Source organism: Phocaeicola salanitronis DSM 18170 (assembly GCF_000190575.1).
Lineage (GTDB): Bacteria > Bacteroidota > Bacteroidia > Bacteroidales > Bacteroidaceae > Phocaeicola > Phocaeicola salanitronis.
Genome location: NC_015164.1, coordinates 184670 through 206050, shown reverse-complemented (window position 1 = coordinate 206050; position 21381 = coordinate 184670). Strand labels below are relative to the sequence as shown.

The window sequence follows — 21381 nt, the reverse complement described above, 5'->3', positions numbered from 1 at the left end:
ATATCCACACAAAGTTACACGAAAAAAAGAATATTTTGACAACCCCAGTTTGCAAATTAAGGAACTATTACTATATTTGCACCGAAGAAATCGAAATTCATGGAAGCATTCTACAGAACACATAATTATTTGGTCGAACATACCAATGCCCCCGTGCGGCGTGACCTGATGGACGAAATCGACTGGAGCGACCGCCTCATCGGCATCAAAGGCACACGAGGAGTAGGGAAAACTACGTTCCTTTTGCAATACGCCAAAGAAAAGTTCGGTTATGACCGCTCCTGCCTGTTCGTAAACATGAATAACTTTTATTTCTCGCAATACAGCCTGGTGAACTTTGCCGGCGAATTCGTAAAGCGCGGAGGAAAGGTGCTTCTCATCGACCAAGTATTCAAGCTCCCGCACTGGAGCCACGACCTGCGCACGTGCTACGAGCGTTACCCCAACCTGAAAATCGTCTTCACCGGCTCTTCGGTGATGCGGCTGAAAGACGAGAATCCGGAACTGAACGGCATCGTGCACTCTTACAACCTCCGCGGATTTTCCTTCCGGGAATTTCTGAACCTGCAGACAGGAAACCATTTCTCGCCCTATACGCTCGAAGAAATCCTGACCAATCATGAACACATCGCGAAAACGATACTCCCGCACATCAACCCGATCAATTATTTCCAAGACTACATCCACCACGGATTTTATCCTTTTTTCCTGGAGAAACGGAACTTTTCGGAGAATCTGCTGAAGACCATGAACATGATGATTGAAGTGGATATTCTTCTTATCAAACAAATTGAACTGAAATATCTTTCGAGAATAAAAAAATTATTATATTTGTTGGCGGTAGACGGACCGGTTGCGCCCAACATCAGCCAGCTTGCTTCCGATATACAGACGTCGCGCGCTACGGTGATGAATTACATCAAATACCTTGCCGACGCACGGCTGATAAACATGGTATATCCGAAGGGGGAAGTCTTCCCGAAAAAACCGGCTAAGATTATGATGCACAACACCAACCTGATGTACAGCATCTATCCGGTAAAAGTGGAAGAACAGGACGTGCTGGAAACCTTCTTTGTCAACTCGTTGTGGAAAGACCACAAGGTGAACAAAGGAGAAAAAGGCACCTCTTTCCTTGTAGACGGGCACCTGAACTTCCGCATCTGCCACGAAGGGTACAAGATAAAGAGCAATCCGGGCATCTATTACGCCATGCACCGCACGGAACTGGGGCATGGAAACCAGATTCCGTTGTGGTTGTTCGGCTTTTTATATTAAAGGAGAATGATATTTTTATTACCTAATATAATTGAGTAATTGTATGACTAAACAAAAAAAATTTATCACGTGTGATGGTAATGAAGCTGCTGCTCACATTTCGTACATGTTTACGGAAGTAGCTGCCATCTACCCCATCACTCCGTCGTCTACCATGGCTGAGCACGTAGACGAATGGGCTGCCGCAGGTCGTAAAAACATCTTCGGCGAAACTGTTTTGGTACAGGAAATGCAATCTGAAGGCGGTGCTGCCGGTGCAGTACACGGCTCGCTTCAGGCTGGTGCATTGACTACTACTTATACTGCATCTCAGGGTCTGTTGCTGATGATTCCGAACATGTACAAAATTGCAGGCGAACTGTTGCCTTGCGTATTCCATGTATCGGCACGTACACTGGCTTCTCACGCATTGTGTATCTTCGGCGACCATCAGGATGTGATGTCTACCCGCCAGACCGGATTCGCTATGTTGTGCGAAGGCTCTGTACAGGAAGTTATGGACTTGGCTGGTGTAGCTCACTTGGCTACTATCAAAGCACGTGTTCCGTTCGTTAACTTCTTCGACGGTTTCCGTACTTCTCACGAAATCCAGAAGATTGAAAAGCTGGACAACGAAGACCTTGCTCCGCTTATCGACCAAAAAGCGTTGGCTGAATTCCGTGAACGTGCACTGACTCCAAACAAACCGGTAGCACGCGGTATGGCTGAAAACCCCGACCACTTCTTCCAACACAGAGAATCATGCAATCCGTATTATGAAGCTGTGCCGGAAATCGTTGAAGAATACATCAACGAAATCAACAAGATTACGGGACGCAACTACGGACTGTTCGACTACTATGGCGCAGAAGATGCAGAAAACATCATCATCGCCATGGGTTCGGTAACAGAAGCTACCCGTGAGGCAATCGACTACCTGACCGCTCAGGGCAAGAAAGTAGGTCTGGTGGCTGTTCACTTGTACCGTCCGTTCTCGGCTAAACACTTCCTGGCTAAGGTGCCCAAGACAGTGAAACGCATCGCAGTGCTCGACCGTACCAAAGAACCGGGCTCGAACGGCGAACCGTTGTACCTGGATGTAAAAGACGTATTCTACGGACAAGAAAATGCCCCGCTTATCGTAGGCGGACGCTACGGTTTGGGTTCGAAAGATACCACTCCGGCTCAGATTCTGTCGGTATACGAAAACCTGGAACTCCCGATGCCGAAAGACCACTTCACTATCGGTATTGTGGATGACGTTACCTTTACTTCTCTGCCTCAGAAAGAAGAAATCGCTCTCGGTGCAGAAGGCGTATTCGAAGCTAAATTCTACGGTTTGGGTGCTGACGGTACGGTAGGTGCCAACAAGAACTCTGTAAAAATCATCGGTGACAATACCGACAAATATTGCCAGGCTTACTTCTCTTACGACTCGAAGAAGTCGGGAGGTTTCACCTGCTCTCACCTGCGTTTCGGCGACCACCCGATTCACTCTACCTATCTGGTAACTACCCCGAACTTCGTGGCTTGCCACGTTCAGGCTTACCTGCACATGTACGATGTGACCCGTGGTCTGCGCAAGAACGGTACGTTCCTGCTGAACACCATCTGGGAAGGCGATGAACTGGCTAAGAACCTGCCGAACAAAGTAAAGAAATACTTTGCTGAAAACAACATCACCGTTTACTATATCAACGCTACCCAGATTGCACAGGAAATCGGTTTGGGCAACCGTACCAACACCATCCTGCAGTCTGCATTCTTCCGCATCACAGGCGTTATCCCTGTAGACTTGGCGGTAGAACAGATGAAGAAGTTCATCGTGAAATCTTACGGCAAGAAGGGTGAAGACGTTGTCAACAAGAACTATGCAGCCGTTGACCGCGGCGGCGAATACAAGCAACTGACCGTTGACCCGGCTTGGGCTAACCTGGAAGTTGAACCTGCCGCAGCAAACGACGACCCGGCATTCATCAACGAAGTAGTTCGTCCGATCAACGCACAAGACGGCGACTTGCTGCCGGTATCTGCATTCAAGGGCATCGAAGACGGTACCTGGTATCAGGGAACAGCCAAATACGAAAAACGTGGTGTGGCTGCTTTCGTTCCGGAATGGAATCCTGAAAACTGTATCCAGTGTAACAAGTGTGCATACGTTTGTCCTCACGCTGCTATCCGTCCGTTCGTTCTCGATGCAGAAGAACAGAAGGGTGCAAACTTCACTACCCTGAAGGCTGTAGGCAAGCAATTCGACGGCATGACCTTCCGTATGCAGGTTGACGTACTCGACTGCTTGGGTTGCGGCAACTGTGCTGACGTATGTCCGGGCAATCCGAAGAAGGGTGGCAAGGCGCTGACCATGAAACACCTGGAAAGCCAATTGGCAGAAGCAGACAACTGGACTTACTGCACGGAACACGTATCAAGCAAACAGCACTTGGTAGACATCAAGTCGAACGTGAAGAACTCTCAGTTCGCTACTCCGCTCTTTGAGTTCTCGGGCGCTTGCTCAGGCTGTGGTGAAACTCCGTATGTGAAACTGATTTCTCAGTTGTTCGGCGACCGCGAAATGGTTTCTAACGCTACCGGATGTTCTTCTATCTACTCAGGTTCTGTTCCTTCTACTCCGTACACTACGAACGAAAAAGGCCAGGGTCCGGCATGGGCAAACTCTTTGTTCGAAGACTTCTGCGAATTCGGTCTGGGTATGGAACTTGCCAACAAGAAGCTGCGCAACCGTATCGAAGATGCCATGAAGGCAGCTATCGCTTCGGATGAAACTCCGGCTGAATACAAGGAAGCATTCCAGGAATGGATTGACGGACGCAACGATGCAGACAAGAGCAAAGCTGCTGCCGAAAAGATTATCCCGATGGTAGAAGCCGCTAAAGACAAGTGTGCAAACTGCGCTACAATCTACGAGTTCAGAGATTACCTCATCAAACGTTCTCAATGGATTATCGGCGGTGACGGTGCTTCTTACGATATCGGTTACGGAGGTCTCGACCATGTAATCGCTTCGGGCGAAGACGTAAACATCCTCGTATTGGATACCGAAGTTTACTCGAATACCGGTGGCCAGTCATCTAAGGCTACTCCGCTGGGCGCTATCGCCAAGTTTGCCGCTTCCGGTAAGCGTGTACGCAAGAAAGACCTTGGTCTGATTGCCACTACTTACGGTTATGTATATGTAGCTCAGATTGCGATGGGTGCCGACCAGGCTCAGACATTGAAAGCCATCCGCGAAGCAGAAGCATATCCTGGTCCGTCATTGGTTATCGCATACGCTCCGTGTATCAACCACGGATTGAAAGCAGGTATGGGTAAGAGCCAGGCAGAAGAGGCTAAGGCCGTAGAATGCGGTTACTGGCACTTGTGGCGTTTCAACCCGGCTTTGGAAGACGAAGGCAAGAATCCGTTCTCGCTCGACTCGAAAGAACCGAACTGGGCTAACTTCCAGGATTACCTGAAAGGTGAAGTACGTTTCGCTTCTGTAATGAAACAATATCCGACAGAAGCAGCCGACTTGTTCGCAGCTTGCGAAAAGATGGCGAAGAAACGTTACGATTCTTACAAACGTATGGCAGCAATGGACTGGAGCGAAGAAAAAGCTGAATAATCAATCGCTGACAAATATTAAGAACAGCCGGTCTGAACATTCGGACCGGCTGTTTTTTTATACTTCCCGCGACATTTATTTATATGAATTCCGCATTTCACCAATAAGGAGTTATTTCAGTAAGTCAAAGGGAGTTAGAAGCCAATACATTTACTAAACATCCCATGTAGGGGCGTATCGCATACGCCTTGAAGACATCCACGTGGATTAGTTGACGTATTCGGGCGTATGCGATACGCCCCTACATGGCAATTGGGTGAAATGCGGAGATTCAAATTTTTATTTATGCATAATATATTTTCCCTCAACCTATGAATACATTTTTAGAAACCTCCCGACTTATTCTCCGCCCTTGGCAAGAAGCCGATGCGGAAGCCTTGTACAAGTATGCGAAAGACCCTGCTATCGGACCTATAGCCGGATGGCCACCCCATACCTCCATAGCACACAGCCTGGAAATCATCCGCACCGTCTTTACTGCTCCCGAGACCTACGCCGTGGTACTGAAAGAAACAAATGAACCAGTAGGAAGTGCCGGCATTATGTTCGGCGACGGCATGCACAGTGCTGCCATGCAGGCTGATGAAGCTGAAATCGGCTATTGGATAGGTGTGCCCTACTGGGGGCAGGGATTGATACCCGAAGCTGTAAGATGCCTATTGCAGCGGTGCTTTACCGACTTAGGCATGTCGGCGGTGTGGTGTGGATATTACGATGGGAATACCCAATCGCGCCGCGTAATGGAGAAATGCGGACTTACCTATCATCACACGGAGAGCGGCAACACATCTCCTTTGGGCGACATACGCACGGAACATTTCATGCGGATTACGGCAGAAGAGTGGAAGGCGCTTCAACAGATTCGGGAAATAAACAAAGATGCCCGGCCAACGGAACTCATCAGCCAACTGATGCAGGTATGGGAATCATCCGTCCGCGCCACCCATCACTTTCTGAGCGAACAAGACATCTGCAACCTTCGTCCCATGACCGAAGAAGCATTGCGCACCATCGATACCTTGATTATAGCGTTTGCCGCCAACAAGCCTGTTGGCTTTATGTGCATCCAAGACCAGAAAATAGAAGCCCTGTTCCTTGCTCCCGGACATATCGGAAAAGGAATCGGGAAACGGCTCATCCGGTTGGCTATCAATCGATACAAAGCTTTCTACATCGACGTAAACGAGCAGAATGCACAAGCCACAGACATTTACCGCCACCTCGGTTTCGAAGTCTTCCGCCGCAATGAAACCGACAGCCAAGGAAACCCTTTCCCGATATTGCACATGCAATTGAAGCTTCATAAAGGTGGACGGTAATCTGCCACAGAAATTTCATAGAAACTCGCTTCCGAAAGAAAGAGGAAGCAAGTCTTTTACTCCGTTCAGGCAATATATTTTTTGGGCGCCGTACAAAAGAATGCGCATGGGACAGCCATATCTTTGTTCGGCTTCCAACAAAACCTGGCGGCATGCCCCACAAGGCGGAATCGGATTTTTGGTAAAACCTGACACATCACGGGCAGCTATTGCCAAAGCTTTTATCGGTTGGTCAGGATATTGCGAATTGGCATAAAACACAGTCGTGCGTTCGGCACAGATGCCCGAAGGATATGCCGCATTCTCCTGATTGGAGCCTGTTACAATGATACCGCCCGCAAGCAAGGCAGCTGCTCCCACATGGAAACGCGAGTAAGGAGCATAACTCCGCGCCGCCGCTTCTTTGGCTGCACTGACCAGCCTGCGTTCTTCTTCACCCAGTTCTTCGTAAGCGCAAGAACAGATATTGATTTCCAGTTTTATTTCTTTCATGCTTTGAAGATTTTAGTTATAGTTAAGAGCCTGTTTAAATTTTCCAATAAAGTAATATTCCATCAGGTTCTTTTGCGTTTGTTTCCGGTCTGTTTTCCCGATTTTATTCGTCAGATAGCCCGCTATCCTCCTCATAAAGTCAGAAAAACATCCTCGAAAACAATTCGCAAAATTAACCTGAGCAAAATTTAAACAGGCTCTAATCAGAAATGGATTGCAAAAAATCAATGTGATTCTTTTTTTATTGAACACAGAGGCGCAGAGACACGGAGAAATAAATATAGAGAAGGCAAAGGTCAATACGGGCGGGCTACCCCCACCCCTACAGTGGATCATTGCGGATATTCATTAAAAATAAAACTCTGTGTCTTCGTGTTTCTGTGTTCCATTCCATTTTCTATAAGAAGATACAAGGCTTTGTCAACCTGTCTGCCTGTCGCCTTATTCCCTTCAATGTACAAATTAATAGAAAAAAAAGGAGATTTCCTATCTTATTTTGCTTTTCTTCACGTGAAGTTTTATCTTTGCCGACAAATAAACGGCACATACATCATGAAGAAACTCATTCATTGGCTGATGGTTATCGTCCTGCTATGCGGGACAAGCGCGGTTTCGGCACAGCAACGGAACAAAGCATACGAAGACTATATCAAGAAATACCGCAGCATTGCGGTAGACGAAATGAAACATTACCGTATTCCGGCAAGCATTACGTTGGCACAAGGGTTGTTAGAGTCGGGTGCGGGCAGAAGCCAGTTGGCACGGAAGTCGAACAACCATTTCGGCATCAAGTGCGGCGGATCGTGGGACGGGCGTTCGGTGCGGTATACCGATGATGCGCCCAACGAATGTTTCCGTGCTTACAAGCATCCCAAGGATTCGTATCGCGACCATTCCAAGTTCTTGCGTTCGGGTGCACGATACGCATTCTTGTTCCGCCTGAAAATAACGGATTATAAAGGCTGGGCAAAAGGGTTGAAAAAGGCAGGATATGCCACCGACCCCCGTTATGCGACCCGCCTGATTAACATCATCGAGACGTACGATTTGGACAAATATGATAAAAAAGGAGGCTTGAAATGGGCGGAAGAGTTTCCCAACCCGCACCAGCCTTATCTGGCAAACGAACTCCTTTATATCATAGCCCGTCGGGGAGATACGTTCAAGAGCATCGGCAAGGAGTTTGACATCAAGAAGAAAAATGTGCGCAAGTACAATGAGTTACCGAAAGATTACGAGTTCCAAGGGGGCGAAATCGTTTACTTAGAAGAGAAACGAAAGAAAGCCACCAAAGACCACATATCTTATATTGTGAAAGAAGGGGATTCGATGTACAGCATTTCGCAGATGTTCGGCATCAAGATAAAGAACCTCTATAAGCTGAACAAGCTGGATCCGGAAACGGCGCAGATTAAGGTAGGGGATATTATTTGGTTGAGATAAGGGATAAAATTAGAAAAGATATGAAAGACAAAATGGTACACACTCCGGCTATTGAACCGGATAATTTGACGGAAACGGTGCTTGTGCAGTTGCCTAAAGCTGATTTAGGTTTTCTCAAAACGTTAATAGACCGTATGGGATGGCATATCAGGAAACGGTCGACATACGAACAGTCTTTAGACGATATTCGAAATGGCGATGTTTACGAGTATAAAAGCGTGGATGATTTTTTCAATGATGTGTTGAATGAGCCTGAACCATGAAATACCGTTTAAAAGTCACTAAGCAATTCAAGAAAGACGTAAAGCGTTGTCAACGTCGTGGCTTGCCTATGGAAGAACTGAAAGAGGTTATGGATTTATTGGTAGAAACCGGCAACCTTCCGGCAAAGTATTACCCCCATCCGCTTAAAGGAGATAAAAGGGGTACGATGGAGTGTCACATCCGTCCGGATTGGTTATTGCTATGGCAACAGGATGATAACGAGTTGATTATGTTGATGGCTAATACGGGGACTCATTCTGATTTGTTTTGATACCGTATTATGGAGAGAACGCGACCGCCCGTATCAGCATCGCTGGCGGTCGCTTCTTCCGTCACGTATGATAGATGTCATTGCTTCTGCCTCAGAATCGTTTGCCCATATTCCCGCTAAATTACGGAAAGCTACGTCTTTTTCTGATAAATCGTTCCTCTTTTTTCAGAAATCTTACAAAAAGCCCCCGACCGCTCTTTGCAGCCGGGGGCTTTTAAATGCAAGTTTAACTTAACTATTACCTGTGAGTAATCATTGAATATCTTATTTTACTTCTCCGGTTCCACTGGCAAAGTTCAGGTAAATCTTTTGACCAGATTTTCCGGTTACGGAATATTCAGACCCCATATCGGTCCATCCGCTGTTGACAGCATTATTCTCACGATAGAAGATGTCTGTTCCATCTTTCAAGGTGAATTCCAATCTCCACCAATCGGTGTTGGCTTGGATACACATACGCACTTCGCCGGTTGCACCAAGAACAGGTGATTCGAAATTACCTTCTTTGGTATCTGGAACGGTGAACTTCCATTCGTCTGTATAACCCCATGAATCTTTTGCTGTTGCTCCGAATACATAAACATTGGGTTCATAGAAAGTCATGGTGAATGCATAGTCGTCGCCATTGACAGCTGCCTGGATATAGAGGATATACCATCCGGCTTTGCTTACCTGAATGTTACCGTCAGTTGGTGCCTCAGATACTCCGGCTCCTGCATTGTCTTTGATTGTCAAACGGCTATCGGTATAACCGATGTATTCGTTTACCATCGTGCCAAACTTAAATACGGCATTCGCATCGAAGTATACCATCGACCAGAATTCGCCAGCCATGCCATTAACCGCTACCATTGGCTTCCATTCGCTCCAGCCTCCGGCACCGATTGACGAACCTATCAGATACATAGTGGTAGGCGGTTCAAGCGCATTTACCACTTCGCCCAGCTTCACTTGGTTGACAGCGATTGTGTTTGAAGTGGAAAGCCCTCTTCCGCTTCCCGTGATTTCCGCTTTCACGCGTATATATGCCGTAACGGTAGCTCCGGTCGGGTTTTCATCAGGATGCAACGTCTGGTATTGACCGGCTAAAGCCGAGTTCAACTGATCCGGACGCAATGCTATCGAAGCAGTATCATATGGTGTGCTCAGAGTCGAATAGTTTGCATCCGCCTCCTCTGTTTCATCAATAAAGTCTTGTTGCAAACTGACTTGTACGCTATACGTCGTGGCTGCTGAAAATCCGTATTCGGGAGGAGTCAGTGTCAATCGTATCGTGTCGTTAGCGCCTAAGTCATACATTTTGTCATCCGGGGTATTCAGTACAAAACTTTCCGGTTCGTATAAAGTCGGGTTATCGTCTCTATCCGTTTCGCAGGCAGAGAAGAGCATCAATCCCATTCCTGCCATACAGAGTATGTTGGTTATTCTTTTCATGGCTTTCATTATTTAAATAGTTCATTAATACCCTTCATTCTGTGTCATGTTCGGGTTGTTGTTGATGTCTGTTTCCGGAATCGGGAATACATTGTAGATATCGCTTACCGGACGTCCTTCTTTTACACCGCCTTTCCAATCCCAAAGATATTTGTCTGTGGTGAAACAATCGAAGCGTACCAAATCAGAACGGCGGCGTCCTTCCAGATAGAATTCGCGTGCCCATTCATCCAAGATATACATTTCGTCGATATCACTTGCCACAGGCTGAGTAGTGCAGCCACGGTGACTTCTTAACGTCACGATATCTTGCAAAGCCGCATTGGTATCCCCTAACCGGTAGTTAGCTTCCGCACGTGTCAGGTAAGCTTCTGCCAGACGTAACAAAGGAATATCGGTATCCGGATATTCAGTGTGGCTGGTTGCTGCTCCATCGGAACAGATGTTCTGCCATTTTACGATGGAAAGGCCGCTTTGGAAACTATTGATGGCACTGGGGTCCATGGTACGCCGTCCGCCACCCGCACCGGCATAGAACATAGCACGGTCGTCTCCGGCAGCTGCGATAATATCTACGGTACGTACACCGTATTGTGCGTCCCATGCATCAATAGCTGCATCATTGGGCAGGTCGGCTTGTGCCGGAACATCTACGTCTTCCGGAATCATCGGCACGTCTTTGTTCGGGAAGAACTTATACACCAATGCGTTGCGTGCAATGATACAAGACCATCCGTTGGTGGTTCCCATATAAGGCATACCGCCTGTACGGGTTCCGCATACCAAATACGTAGAACCTCCGTAATTACGGGTTTTCATACCGTCCTGACGGATAGGAAGAATGATTTCTTGCATCGCTTCCCGATTCCGGTCATTGTCTGCCATGAACATCAGGCGGTAGTCATCGCAAAGTTGGTAAGCCCCCGAATTGATAACTTTATCGGCATACGTCTTGGCATTTTCATAATCGGCTGTACCTGTATAGACTTCTGCATTCAGGTAGAGACGGGCACGGAGCAACCAGTTGGCAGCTTTGTCCGCACGTCCGAAAGGCGCTTGTCCCGGTTCGTACATATCGGCTTCGGCTTCTGCCAGTTCGGTCTGGATATAGTCATACAATTCTTTACCGCCTTTTTCTACAGGCAAATCATTGTTGAAATGTTCTTTAAACGGAGCTTTGCCGAACAAATCAATAAAGTACCAATAGTGCAGGGCACGCAAGAAGCGCACTTCGGCACGTTGCTGAAGGGTCTCGGCATCGGTTTTTCCTTCAGTCTGGTCGAGGAAAAAGTTCATTTGGGTAATGTCGTATCCCAAGCGCACATAAACCCATTCGGTACGTTGGCTGGACGAGTTCCATGACAATCCGGTAAACTGAGGGATGTCCACATTGTCCTGCCATACCCAAATGCATTCGTCTGTCGAGAGTTCGTTGCAGTTGAATACGGTACGGTAAAAGCCAGATTCGCCTTCATCTTGTCCGTCAAGGTCAGGAGTTCCGGCAAGACCTTTCTGACCGGTCAATCCCAGCATGGAATATTGTTTTACGAATGCTCCCCATTGGTCGAAACTGGAAGAGCTTTGCGGGTCGATGGAGCTGATGTCAAGATCGTTGATGCATGACACGCTTCCCAGTGTAGTAGCAGCAAGCAGTGCTGCCGACAATATAGGTTTGAAATATCTTGTTTTCATATATCAATCAATTGTTTTCAAGGTTTAGAATTGTAAAGTTAATCCCAGCAAGAACGTCAACGCACGCGGATAAGGACTTCCGTCAATACCGCTCTGCACTTCAGGGTCAAGTCCATCGTATGCAGTGATGATGAACGGATTCTGGCAAGTAGCGTAGATACGTCCTCCGATACCCTTGTATGCCTGGCTCTTGAAGAGTTCCTGGAACGAGTAACCCAATGTGATGTTGTCGCAACGGAGGAATGAAGCGTTACGTACAAAATAATCACTCATGTAATAGTCACCTTGTCCGGTAAAGCCTAATGCAATCGCTTCTTTGGTGGTGTTGCTATAAGCAGTGTTCGAGAAGATACCCGACTGGCTGGTATTGGCTTTGCCTGCCAAGAAGTCATAATATACATAGTTGTTCAGGCTGGCACGGAGCGCGAAGCTGAAGTCCCAGTTCTTGTAAGTCATCTTCGAAGTAAGACCCATCAGGAAGTCGGCAGCCGGTTTCTTGTAAATATACTTATCGTCAGGATTAATGATACCGTCATTGTTACGGTCGACAAACATGTTTTCAATAGGCTTGCCGTTTTCATCGTACACTTGTTGATATACATAGAACGAATTAGCCGGATAGCCTACTTTGTTCACTTGTACTTTGGTGTTGTTTCCCCGACTGATTTTATTGCCAGTTTCTACATAATAATTAGAATCATCTCCACCGGTCAGCTTGGTAATTTCATTGTGGTTCCAAGTAAAGTTATAAGTCAAGTCCCACATGAAGTCTTTCGTAACAACCGGTTTGGCATTGATAGAAAATTCCACACCGTAGTTCTTCAACGAACCGATGTTCTGAAGCATTTGGGCATTGAAATTGGTTCCTACCGGAATCTTGACACTATTCAACAAGTCATCGGTCTTACGGTAATATCCATCGATGTTACCCACGATACGTCCGTTCAGGAATCCGAAGTCCAATCCGGCATTGTATGTAGTTGTCTGCTCCCATTTCAGGTTCGTGTTGAACGCATTCGGACGGGAAGAATGATAATATTCGTCTCCAAACGGATATTGTGCATAGTCATCGCTCACGATATACAACGGCATATAGGCGAAGTCGGCGGTTACGTCTTGCTGACCGGTAATACCCCAGCCCAAACGAAGTTTCAAGTCAGAAAGGAAATTCACGTCTTTCAAGAAGTTTTCTTCTTTCAGTTTCCAACCCAATGCCAACGAAGGGAACTTACCCCAACGGTTTCCGTCGGCAAAGCGTGATGAACCATCGAAACGCATGGTGAAAGTAAGCAAATAACGGTTCTTGTATGAATAGTTCAAACGTCCGAAATAAGATACCAATGTATTACGGGTTGCGTAGGCAGTCTGACCACGTTCTTGCACGTCGTGTGCCACTCCGGCATAGCTGTCCCAACCTTGCGCTTCGGTATATCCGTTGCGGTGGAAGTGTTGCTCTTCACCACCTGCCATCACGTCAATCATGTGGTCGCCCACTTCCTTGATGTATTGCGCATATACGTTGTAAGAAAGGTTATACTTGTATTCGGTCGAAAGCTGGTTTCTTCCGTAGTAGTTGTATGAGTAGGAATAGGGAGACCAGATTGTGGTTTGAGTTCCCTCTGCATATTCACCGCCGATGCTTGCATGCAACCGGAGGTCGGGCAGGAAATGGAATTTGTAGTCCACTTCTACGTTTCCTACGAAGTCGTTGCTGTTAGCCGTATCGTCTTTTTGTTCCAATGCAGCCAAGGGGTTTCCCGGAGTGTTCACGTTTGTTGTATAGTTCCAGTCGGGGTCAGAGAAAGCTGAGGTTGCTTGCATCGTTTGGTAATATCCTCCTGAAGTTGTATACATCGGATCATCGCTATATACCGGACGGGTCGGATCCATGGCCATGGCACCGCCGATTCCATCTGCATAGCGGTTTTTCCCGTTCATGTATTTAGCGTTCACATTCACTTTCAAATGATCATCGAAGAACGAAGGAGCTAAGTTGACCGATGCAGTGAAGCGTTGGAAATCGGAAGTCTTCACAATACCATTGTTCTTGTTAAAGCCTAACGATACACGGTAAGGCAGGTTCTTGAATCCACCGTTGATAGATACGTTATGTTCGGTGCTGACTGCTGTGCGGAACACTTGGTCTTGCCAGTCGGTATTGGCATCGCCCAGTTCAGCAGGCAAATTGTCGCCCCATAATTGGTGTGCATAGTCACGGAACTCGTCCCCGTTCAATACATCGTAACGTTTTTGAGTAGTAGACACCGATACCGAACCGCTATAGCTTACACGCGGAGCCTGTCCACTCTTTCCCTTCTTAGTAGTGATGATAATGACACCGTTTGACGCACGCGAACCGTAGATAGCGGTAGCCGAAGCATCTTTCAATACGGTGAAGGTTTCGATATCGTTCGGGTTAACCATAGAAAGTCCGTTCGACATACCTTTGATACCGCTATTATCCAACGCCAATCCATCGATGACAATCAACGGGTCGTTGCTGGCGTTCAATGAAGAACCTCCGCGGATACGGATGGTTGCACCGCCGCCTGGAGTACCATCGTTCGAAATGACACTTACACCGGCTACCTTACCAGCCAACATGTCTTGTGCATTAGTCGTGATACCTTTACTCAATTCATCGGGCTTGATAGCCGTAACCGAACCGGTGGCATCGTCTTTCTTCACTTGACCATAACCGATAACCACTACTTCGTCCAACAATTCGGCATCGTCTGACAGGATGACGTTCATGTTGGCAGCAGCAGGAAGTTCCTGCGTTTTGTATCCGATAAAGGAGATAGCGATGATGTCTCCCTGGTTGGCTTGCAAGGTGAAATTACCGTCGAAGTCGGTAATCGTACCGGTGGTAGTGCCTTTTATCAACACGCTGGCGCCGATAACCGGTTCACCCAAGTTGTCTTTCACTACTCCGTTGACCGTAATGCTTTGCGCAAAGGCTTGTACGGAGAACAGCATTCCCGCCAGCCATAGCAGCAGGAGCTTGTTTCGTCTTTTCAAATCTTTCATTTTCATGTTTATTAGTTTAAGTATGAATAATAAAATTGGTTCTCTCTTTCTGTAGCCTCCCCTAAATCCCCTCCCAGAGGAGGGGACTTGCGGATGCGTTTGTTTATGTATTTACCTATTGAGAACTGTATGTTTCTTTCTTTAATTTGAATACAGAGACACAAAGGCACAGAGATTTATTTTTATCTCTTGTGATTATGCCTTTAGTTTAACTATAAAAAGACTCTGTGTCCCGGTGTCTCTGTGTTCAAAAAATCATCCAACTAATCCTGAAAAAATCAATCTTTTATTTCCTTTATCGATATCGCGTATCCTCCGCCGATGCCGGCTTTCAAGTTCAGCTTGGTCTTGGCGGTCACTTTCTTTTTGGTAATGGTATATGCCTGCGGGTTATTATCCCATGCGGTGCCTTTTGCATCGGCATAGATAGTTGCCTCATATTTTTTGTCCGGATCGAGGAAATCGAGCGTAAGCTTCGACTCGTGTCCGTTATATCCTGCCGAACATCCTACATACCAGTCATTCGAATGCTTATCTTTACGGGCGATAGTAACATATTCTCCCGGTTCTGCTTCCAGGTATTCAGTCCTTTGCCAATCTACAGGCACGTCTTTGATAAACTGGAAAGCGTCCATGAAACGCTCGTAGTTTTCCGGCACATCAGCAGCCATTTGGAGCGGACTGTACATCGTGACATACAAAGCAAGCTGGCGCACAAGGGTAGAGCGTACACGCGACGTATTGGTCGGATTCATTTTGCTGCAATCTGTTTCGAAAATACCCGGTGTGTAATCCATGGGGCCTCCTACCAGACGGGTAAACGGAAGGATAGTCGTATGGTTTACATTGCTTCCGCCGAATGATTCGTATTCCGTTCCGCGGGCTGATTCGTTTCCGATAAGGTTCGGATACGTACGGCACAAGCCGGTAGGACGCACTGCCTCGTGGGCATTGACCATAATCTTATAGTCTGCCGCCTTGGTCACGGCGTAGAGATAATGGTTTACCATCCATTGTCCGTAGTGATGCTCGCCCCGCGGAATGATGTCGCCTACATAACCGCTCTTTACCGAACTGTAGCCATTGTCTACCATAAACTGGTATGCCTTGTCCATGTGGCGTTCATAGTTGCGTACCGATGAGGAAGTTTCGTGGTGCATCATCATCTCGATGCCTTTCCCTGCGGCATAACGGTGAAGTTCCTGCACATCGAAGTCGGGATAAGGGGTTACAAAGTCGAATACATAATCCTTGCTCTTTCCGAACCAGTCTTCCCAGCCTTGGTTCCAACCTTCCACCAATACAGCATCGAATCCATGCTTGGCTGCAAAGTCGATGTAGCGTTTTACGTTTTCGGTGTTGGCAGAGTGCTTGCCGTTCGGTTTGGTCTGCATGTAATCGGTTTCGCCCAATTTCACGCTGTATACGTCATCGGTATAAGCCCATGTGCCACGTCCGGTAATCATATCCCACCATACGCCTACGTATTTTACGGGGTGAATCCATGACGTGTCGGTTATCTTGCAAGGCTCGTTTAAGTTTAAAGTGATACGTGAAGCAAGAATGTCGCGTGCGTCATCACTTACGATAATGGTACGCCAAGGCGAGTTGCACGGAGTCTGCATATAGCCTTTGTCTCCTTTGGCATCGGGAGTCAGCCAGGATTCAAATACCATATTCTTGTCGTCCAGGTTCAGGCTCATACACGAATAATCTACCAATGCCGCTTCGTGCAGGTTGATGTAAAGTCCGTCATCGGTCTTCATCATCAATGCGGTCTGTACGCCTGTCGGCGAGAATACGTATTGCGATGAATTGGGCGTAACGGCGTCTTTCATCTTGCCACGGATTTCGGAAAGACGGGACGTAGTGTAATCATACTCCTGCGTATCGTAGTCGCCCGGAATCCAATAAGCGGTGTGGTCGCCCGCCATGGCAAATTGCGAATGCTCTTCCTTTATTACGAAATAGTTTAGGTTTTGTTGTTGTGGAAATTCATAACGGAATCCCAGTCCGTCATTAAAGAGGCGGAAACGGATAACGATGTACCGGTTGTTCATCGGCTGGTCGAGGGTAACTTCCAGCTCATTGTAATGGTTGCGTATTTCGCTTTCTTCGCCCCATACCGGACGCCACGTTTCATCGAATGTAGAGGTGCGTGTGTCTTTGATTTTAAATCCGGTCATCAGATTAGCCCGTTTGTCTACTCCGGCTTTGTCTTTCATTTCGGTCCATTCGAAGTCGGTTTTCTTTTCGGGGTCTTCCCGCTTCAGTTCCAATCCCAATGTGCTGGGCTTGATGACTGCTTTGTCTTTATAAGTAAGGTCGTACACAGGTGCGCCTTGCTCATTAAGGCTGAAATTCATCACCAGATTTCCGTCCGGCGAAGTCAACTTTTGCGCGCTTGCACAAAAGGCGAAGCCACACATTGCCATGAGGGCAAAACTTTTCTTGATGTTCATACGTTTAATAGGTATTAAAAGTTAATGAAATTTGTGCTACAATTTTCTGGAAGCAAAATTATGTGTCTTTCAAACGATTTCTTCTCGTATGACGGAAAATATAAAGATGTATAAAGTATAATTTACTGGTAATTAGTGCGCTATGTATTGTTTGTAAGTGGTAAAATAGAAACAGGATTTAAATGAAGAATGAAGAATTAAGAATGAAGAATACCTTTATGTCTTATTCTTCATTCTTAATTCTTCATTCTTCATTTAATTGAACTCCAGCAAGAGGATTTCCCTCGGTTGCAATTCCAATGTCTCGCCCAATGTTACGGTACGTCCGCTTAGAAAATCTTTGGCTTCCGCTTGGGGCAGGATTTCACGGTACGGAGTGAGATTGAGCGTCTGAGCCTGACCGGTTCCGTTCATCATTACCACCACCGAACGTCCGTCGTACTTGCGTTCGTACACATACGTTCCGCTTTGAATAGAATAATGCTTCAACGAACCTTTTCCCAATACGTCATTTCCCTTGCGCCAGTTCAAAAGCTTACGGGTAAAGTCGAAGGCTTCTTTCTGCAAGCCTTTGCGTCCTTCGGGAGTAAAGCTGTCCGTAGCGTCCCCTATCCAGCCTCCGGGAAAGTCTTTGCGCAAGTCACCGTCTCCTTTCGCCTTGTCACCCGTCATCAGGATTTCAGTTCCGTAATAGATTTGCGGAATGCCTCGTGTGGTAAGTAGAAAGGCCAGAGCCTGCTTATAACGGTTGATGTTTTGCGCTTTTTCGTCATCGGTAGTAAAGCGGGCGGTATCGTGATTATCGAAGAATGTCAGCAGGCTCATCGGATTGGCATATACCAAGTCTTGTGTCTGATAATCATACAGCTTGTATAATCCTCCTGCCCATTCGGTCGTTTCTTCATCGAAAGCCTGGTTCATCAGCCCCTGCAAGGGGAAGTCCATTACGGTAGGCAGATTAGAGTTCTTCGGAGCAGCCAGTTTGCTGTCTTTTTGCCAATAGGATACCAACACGTTGCTGTTCAACCAGGTCTCGCCTACTATATTAAAATAAGGATACTCGTCCAATACTTCCTTACACCATTGACTCATGAAATCGTAATCGGCATACGGATGAGTGTCCTGACGGATACCGTTGATGCCGGCATATTCTATCCACCAGATGCTGCTTTGGATAAGATAGCGTGCCACGTGGCGATTGCGCTGGTTCAAGTCTGGCATCACTTGGGTAAACCAGCCGTCGGTGGCGATTTTTTTCTCATACTGACTGGCATGAACGTCCATCACGCTGGCGGTCTTAAATGAAGTCTGCACATATTCCGAACGGAAATTAAACCAATCTTTCGAAGGTTTGTCAAGGAAAAGATAGTTTTCGCTTCCGCAATGGTTGAATATCATGTCCATCACCACTTTCAACCCTTTATTGTGTGCCTGACCTACCAAGTCTTTGAATTCCTCGTTGCTTCCAAACCGGCGGTCTATCTGATAATAATCCGTGATGGCATAACCGTGGTATGAGCCACTGGGCATATCGTTCTCTTGTGTGGGGTTGAGCCAGATAGCGGTCACGCCCAAATCGGCGATATAGTCCAGATGGTCGGCAATGCCTTTCAAGTCGCCCCCATGGCGTGCGAACGGATCATTGCGGTCTACCTTGTTCTCTTTCATACCTTCTATAATGTCGTTTTCCGGATTGCCGTTGGCAAAGCGGTCGGGCATAATCAGGTAAAGCACGTCTTCGGAAGTGAATCCTTGTATGTCGCTCCCCTTGCGCACACGTTGCTTCAATTCGTAAGGGACAGCCGTTTTCTTTTTCCCTTGAGTCAGGACGATATTGAATGTCTGTGCGGGAGCATCCGTCAGGTCAAGATAAAGAAAAAGATAATTCGGGCTGTCTTGCCTTACGGTTTCTTTCAAGACGATGTTCTTGCCTGTAACCGAAACCGCAGACGTAGCGATGTTCTTGCCATAAAGCATGATTTGAAGCTCGGGATTTTTCATTCCTGACCACCAGAAGTTAGGGGCTATCCGGTCGATTTCCATCACCGGAGCCGCTTTGCTGAATCCCAAGAAAGCAAAAGCGGCAAGCAGGGTAAGCCATAGTTTTTTCATGATAATAATTGTTTTATGATAGTATGAATTAATGTTAATGCCATCATGCCTTGATGCATATATCGGCGTAAGCCAATGCAAGTATATGCGTAGGCTAACGCAAGTATGTGCATAGCCCGTTGGAACTATTTACTTTTCTTTTAAACAAAAATAGGAAAATAGAGGAATATTTCGTACATTTGGAAGCGGAATATAAGTGGAATATAAGTGGAATATATTATTAAAACAATGAGAATAAGATAGTTATCTTAAATTTAAAGGTGAAAAATATAAATCAGATTGTATGAAAAAAACTATTATATTAATTGTATTGTCGCATGTTCTTGCGTTTGCTTGCATGGGGCAGTCTTCAAACGAACGGATTCTGAAAGAATTGGACGAGGTAATCGGGAAGAAAAAAGAGCACTGCGAAGAACGGGAAAGAACGATAGCCCAACTGAAGCAACGCCTTGCCAACGAATACGATAATGCACAAAGATACACAATCTGTAGTGAACTGTTCACTCAATACTTGCATTATCAGGCGGATTCCGCCTTGCATTATGTCGATGAGATGGAACGGTATGTCGGTTCGGAAAAGCCACAGAGAGCGGAAGCCGACGTGATTATCAACCGTGCCGATGCGATGGGCGTTATGGGAGCATATAACGAAGCCTTACAGACTTTAGAGCAGATAGACCGCAACCTGGTGACTCCGGACGTGCGGTTAAAGTATTACTACGCCATGCGTACCTATTACGGCTGGATGGCGGATTACACCATTATCCTTTCGGAAAAGGAAAAATACATCCGCAAGACCGCCTGTTACCGTGATTCGGTGCTGATGCTGGTGCCCGAAGGTCCCGGACGGAGCATTTCGCTGGCTGAAAAGATGTTGATCGAATCGCAATTCGATGCCGCCATTCCAGTACTGAACAAAACCTTGTCCGCTCCGATGAGCATGCAGGAAAAGGCATACGTCAACTATACACTGGCATCAGTCTATGAAGCGAAAGGCGATGTCGAAATGCAGATTTATTATTTGGCCCAGACCGCCATTATCGACCTCACCATGGCAGTGCGTGAATACGCTTCCCTCCAGCGGCTGGCATGGGTTCTTTACCGGCAGGGAGATATCGAACGGGCTTACCGCTACCTTCGTTGTTCAATGGAAGATGCCGTTGCATGCAATGCCCGTTTGCGTTTTTTAGAAGTGACTGAAGTGTTTCCCATTGTCAACGATGCCTACTCTGACAGTGTAGCGAACGAACGGCGTATGATGAATATCTTTTTCTTTACGTTGGCGGTGATAGCGGTGCTGCTCGTCATCGTAGCGTTACGCCTGTATTCATGGAACAAGAAATTATCGCTCATGCGGGTGAACCTTTCGGCGGCTAACGAAGAACTGAAGACGGTGAACAAAAAGTTGGCACAAACCGGTAAGATAAAAGAGGTATATATCGCCAACTACCTGGACCGTTGCGTGAGTTATCTCGACAAGCTGGAACAATACCGGCGTTCGCTGGAGAAACTGGCAATGGCTTCGCGCATCGATGATTTGTTCAAAGCCATCCGTTCCGACCAGTTCTTGCGCGATGAACGAAAGGATTTTTATATGGAATTCGACAAGTCTTTCCTCGAACTCTTTCCTAATTTTATTGATGATTTCAATGCATTACTAACGGACGACGGGAAAATATACCCCAAAAAAGGAGAGCTTTTGAATACAGAGTTGCGTATTTTTGCCCTGATACGCCTCGGAGTAACCGATACCGCACGCATCGCGCACTTCCTCGGCTATTCTCTCGCTACGGTTTACAATTACCGCAGCCGCATCCGTAACAAGGTAAAGTTCAACAAGGAAACATTCGAACAGGACGTGATGAAGCTCTGAAACGGAATGCGAAGTATGTGTACATAAAGAATTGATGTTTCACCACAGAAGGTACAAAGACACACAGAACCTACAATATTGCTCTGTGATACTCTGTGCCCCTTGTGGTG

13 protein-coding genes and 1 pseudogene are annotated in these 21381 nt (G+C 46.7%); 8 read left to right on the top strand and 6 right to left on the bottom strand.

The features are described 5' to 3' along the window. Positions 1 to 99: 99 nt before the first annotated feature. From BACSA_RS00890 to BACSA_RS20440, 4 genes and pseudogenes are all read left to right on the top strand, one after another. A complete protein-coding gene (locus BACSA_RS00890; RefSeq protein ID WP_013616247.1) occupies positions 100 to 1278 on the top strand; it encodes an ATP-binding protein in 1179 nt (392 codons plus the stop codon). Positions 1279 to 1321: 43 nt separating this feature from the next. Further along, complete coding sequence (gene nifJ / locus BACSA_RS00885) at positions 1322 to 4879, top strand: pyruvate:ferredoxin (flavodoxin) oxidoreductase (RefSeq protein WP_013616246.1); 3558 nt, start codon at positions 1322 to 1324, stop codon at positions 4877 to 4879. Positions 4880 to 5190: 311 nt separating this feature from the next. Beyond that, positions 5191 to 5727: pseudogene (locus BACSA_RS20445) on the top strand (GNAT family N-acetyltransferase); the annotation flags it as partial. Further along, a complete protein-coding gene (locus BACSA_RS20440) occupies positions 5701 to 6198 on the top strand; it encodes a GNAT family N-acetyltransferase (protein ID WP_174490723.1) in 498 nt (165 codons plus the stop codon). The pseudogene BACSA_RS20445 and the gene BACSA_RS20440, both read left to right, overlap by 27 nt. Before the next feature lie 15 nt (positions 6199 to 6213). Here the strand turns inward: BACSA_RS20440 and BACSA_RS00875 are convergent, their stop codons facing one another. Then, positions 6214 to 6690 carry a cytidine deaminase gene (locus BACSA_RS00875; protein ID WP_013616244.1) on the bottom strand — a complete coding sequence of 159 codons (477 nt, stop codon included), beginning with the start codon at positions 6688 to 6690 and terminating at the stop codon, positions 6214 to 6216. Between the two features lie 552 nt (positions 6691 to 7242). Here BACSA_RS00875 and BACSA_RS00865 point away from each other — a divergent pair. The 3 genes from BACSA_RS00865 to BACSA_RS00855 are packed head-to-tail and all read left to right on the top strand — an operon-like array spanning position 7243 to position 8668. Further along, on the top strand, positions 7243 to 8133 hold the full coding sequence (locus tag BACSA_RS00865; RefSeq protein WP_041584146.1) for a glucosaminidase domain-containing protein: 891 nt from the start codon (positions 7243 to 7245) through the stop codon (positions 8131 to 8133). Positions 8134 to 8153: 20 nt separating this feature from the next. Then, positions 8154 to 8396: a hypothetical protein gene (locus BACSA_RS00860; protein WP_013616241.1), complete on the top strand. Its 243-nt coding sequence runs from the start codon at positions 8154 to 8156 to the stop codon at positions 8394 to 8396. Beyond that, a complete protein-coding gene (locus BACSA_RS00855; protein WP_013616240.1) occupies positions 8393 to 8668 on the top strand; it encodes a type II toxin-antitoxin system YafQ family toxin in 276 nt (91 codons plus the stop codon). The genes BACSA_RS00860 and BACSA_RS00855 overlap by 4 nt, the downstream gene beginning before the upstream one ends. A gap of 264 nt (positions 8669 to 8932) precedes the next feature. Here BACSA_RS00855 and BACSA_RS00850 read toward each other — a convergent pair whose 3' ends face one another. The 5 genes from BACSA_RS00850 to BACSA_RS00830 form a co-directional block, all read right to left on the bottom strand. Further along, on the bottom strand, positions 8933 to 10102 hold the full coding sequence (locus tag BACSA_RS00850; RefSeq protein ID WP_013616239.1) for a SusF/SusE family outer membrane protein: 1170 nt from the start codon (positions 10100 to 10102) through the stop codon (positions 8933 to 8935). Between the two features lie 24 nt (positions 10103 to 10126). Then, positions 10127 to 11794, bottom strand: coding sequence for a starch-binding outer membrane lipoprotein SusD (gene susD, locus BACSA_RS00845; RefSeq protein WP_013616238.1), 1668 nt, complete (start codon positions 11792 to 11794; stop codon positions 10127 to 10129). Positions 11795 to 11818: 24 nt separating this feature from the next. Beyond that, the gene (locus tag BACSA_RS00840; protein ID WP_013616237.1) at positions 11819 to 14824 is read right to left on the bottom strand and encodes a SusC/RagA family TonB-linked outer membrane protein; all 3006 of its coding nucleotides are present in this window, start codon (positions 14822 to 14824) and stop codon (positions 11819 to 11821) included. Between the two features lie 278 nt (positions 14825 to 15102). Then, entirely contained in the window at positions 15103 to 17286 is a 2184-nt protein-coding gene (locus BACSA_RS00835; protein ID WP_013616236.1) for a glycoside hydrolase family 97 protein, read from the bottom strand. Positions 17287 to 17541: 255 nt separating this feature from the next. Continuing rightward, entirely contained in the window at positions 17542 to 19398 is a 1857-nt protein-coding gene (locus BACSA_RS00830; protein ID WP_013616235.1) for a glycoside hydrolase family 13 protein, read from the bottom strand. A gap of 283 nt (positions 19399 to 19681) precedes the next feature. On the opposite strand from BACSA_RS00830, the gene BACSA_RS00825 reads away from it, so the two are divergent. Continuing rightward, positions 19682 to 21271: a DUF6377 domain-containing protein gene (locus tag BACSA_RS00825; protein WP_013616234.1), complete on the top strand. Its 1590-nt coding sequence runs from the start codon at positions 19682 to 19684 to the stop codon at positions 21269 to 21271. Positions 21272 to 21381 lie beyond the last annotated feature (110 nt).

What these genes read in the sequence shown, in the direction of transcription:
- BACSA_RS00890 (WP_013616247.1), top strand. Translation starts at nt 100, where the DNA reads ATGGAAGCATTCTACAGAACACATAATTATTTGGTCGAACATACCAAT.
- nifJ (WP_013616246.1), top strand. Translation starts at nt 1,322, where the DNA reads ATGACTAAACAAAAAAAATTTATCACGTGTGATGGTAATGAAGCTGCT.
- BACSA_RS20440 (WP_174490723.1), top strand. Translation starts at nt 5,701, where the DNA reads ATGCGGATTACGGCAGAAGAGTGGAAGGCGCTTCAACAGATTCGGGAA.
- BACSA_RS00875 (WP_013616244.1), bottom strand. Translation starts at nt 6,690, where the DNA reads ATGAAAGAAATAAAACTGGAAATCAATATCTGTTCTTGCGCTTACGAA.
- BACSA_RS00865 (WP_041584146.1), top strand. Translation starts at nt 7,243, where the DNA reads ATGAAGAAACTCATTCATTGGCTGATGGTTATCGTCCTGCTATGCGGG.
- BACSA_RS00860 (WP_013616241.1), top strand. Translation starts at nt 8,154, where the DNA reads ATGAAAGACAAAATGGTACACACTCCGGCTATTGAACCGGATAATTTG.
- BACSA_RS00855 (WP_013616240.1), top strand. Translation starts at nt 8,393, where the DNA reads ATGAAATACCGTTTAAAAGTCACTAAGCAATTCAAGAAAGACGTAAAG.
- BACSA_RS00850 (WP_013616239.1), bottom strand. Translation starts at nt 10,102, where the DNA reads ATGAAAAGAATAACCAACATACTCTGTATGGCAGGAATGGGATTGATG.
- susD (WP_013616238.1), bottom strand. Translation starts at nt 11,794, where the DNA reads ATGAAAACAAGATATTTCAAACCTATATTGTCGGCAGCACTGCTTGCT.
- BACSA_RS00840 (WP_013616237.1), bottom strand. Translation starts at nt 14,824, where the DNA reads ATGAAAGATTTGAAAAGACGAAACAAGCTCCTGCTGCTATGGCTGGCG.
- BACSA_RS00835 (WP_013616236.1), bottom strand. Translation starts at nt 17,286, where the DNA reads ATGAACATCAAGAAAAGTTTTGCCCTCATGGCAATGTGTGGCTTCGCC.
- BACSA_RS00830 (WP_013616235.1), bottom strand. Translation starts at nt 19,398, where the DNA reads ATGAAAAAACTATGGCTTACCCTGCTTGCCGCTTTTGCTTTCTTGGGA.
- BACSA_RS00825 (WP_013616234.1), top strand. Translation starts at nt 19,682, where the DNA reads ATGAAAAAAACTATTATATTAATTGTATTGTCGCATGTTCTTGCGTTT.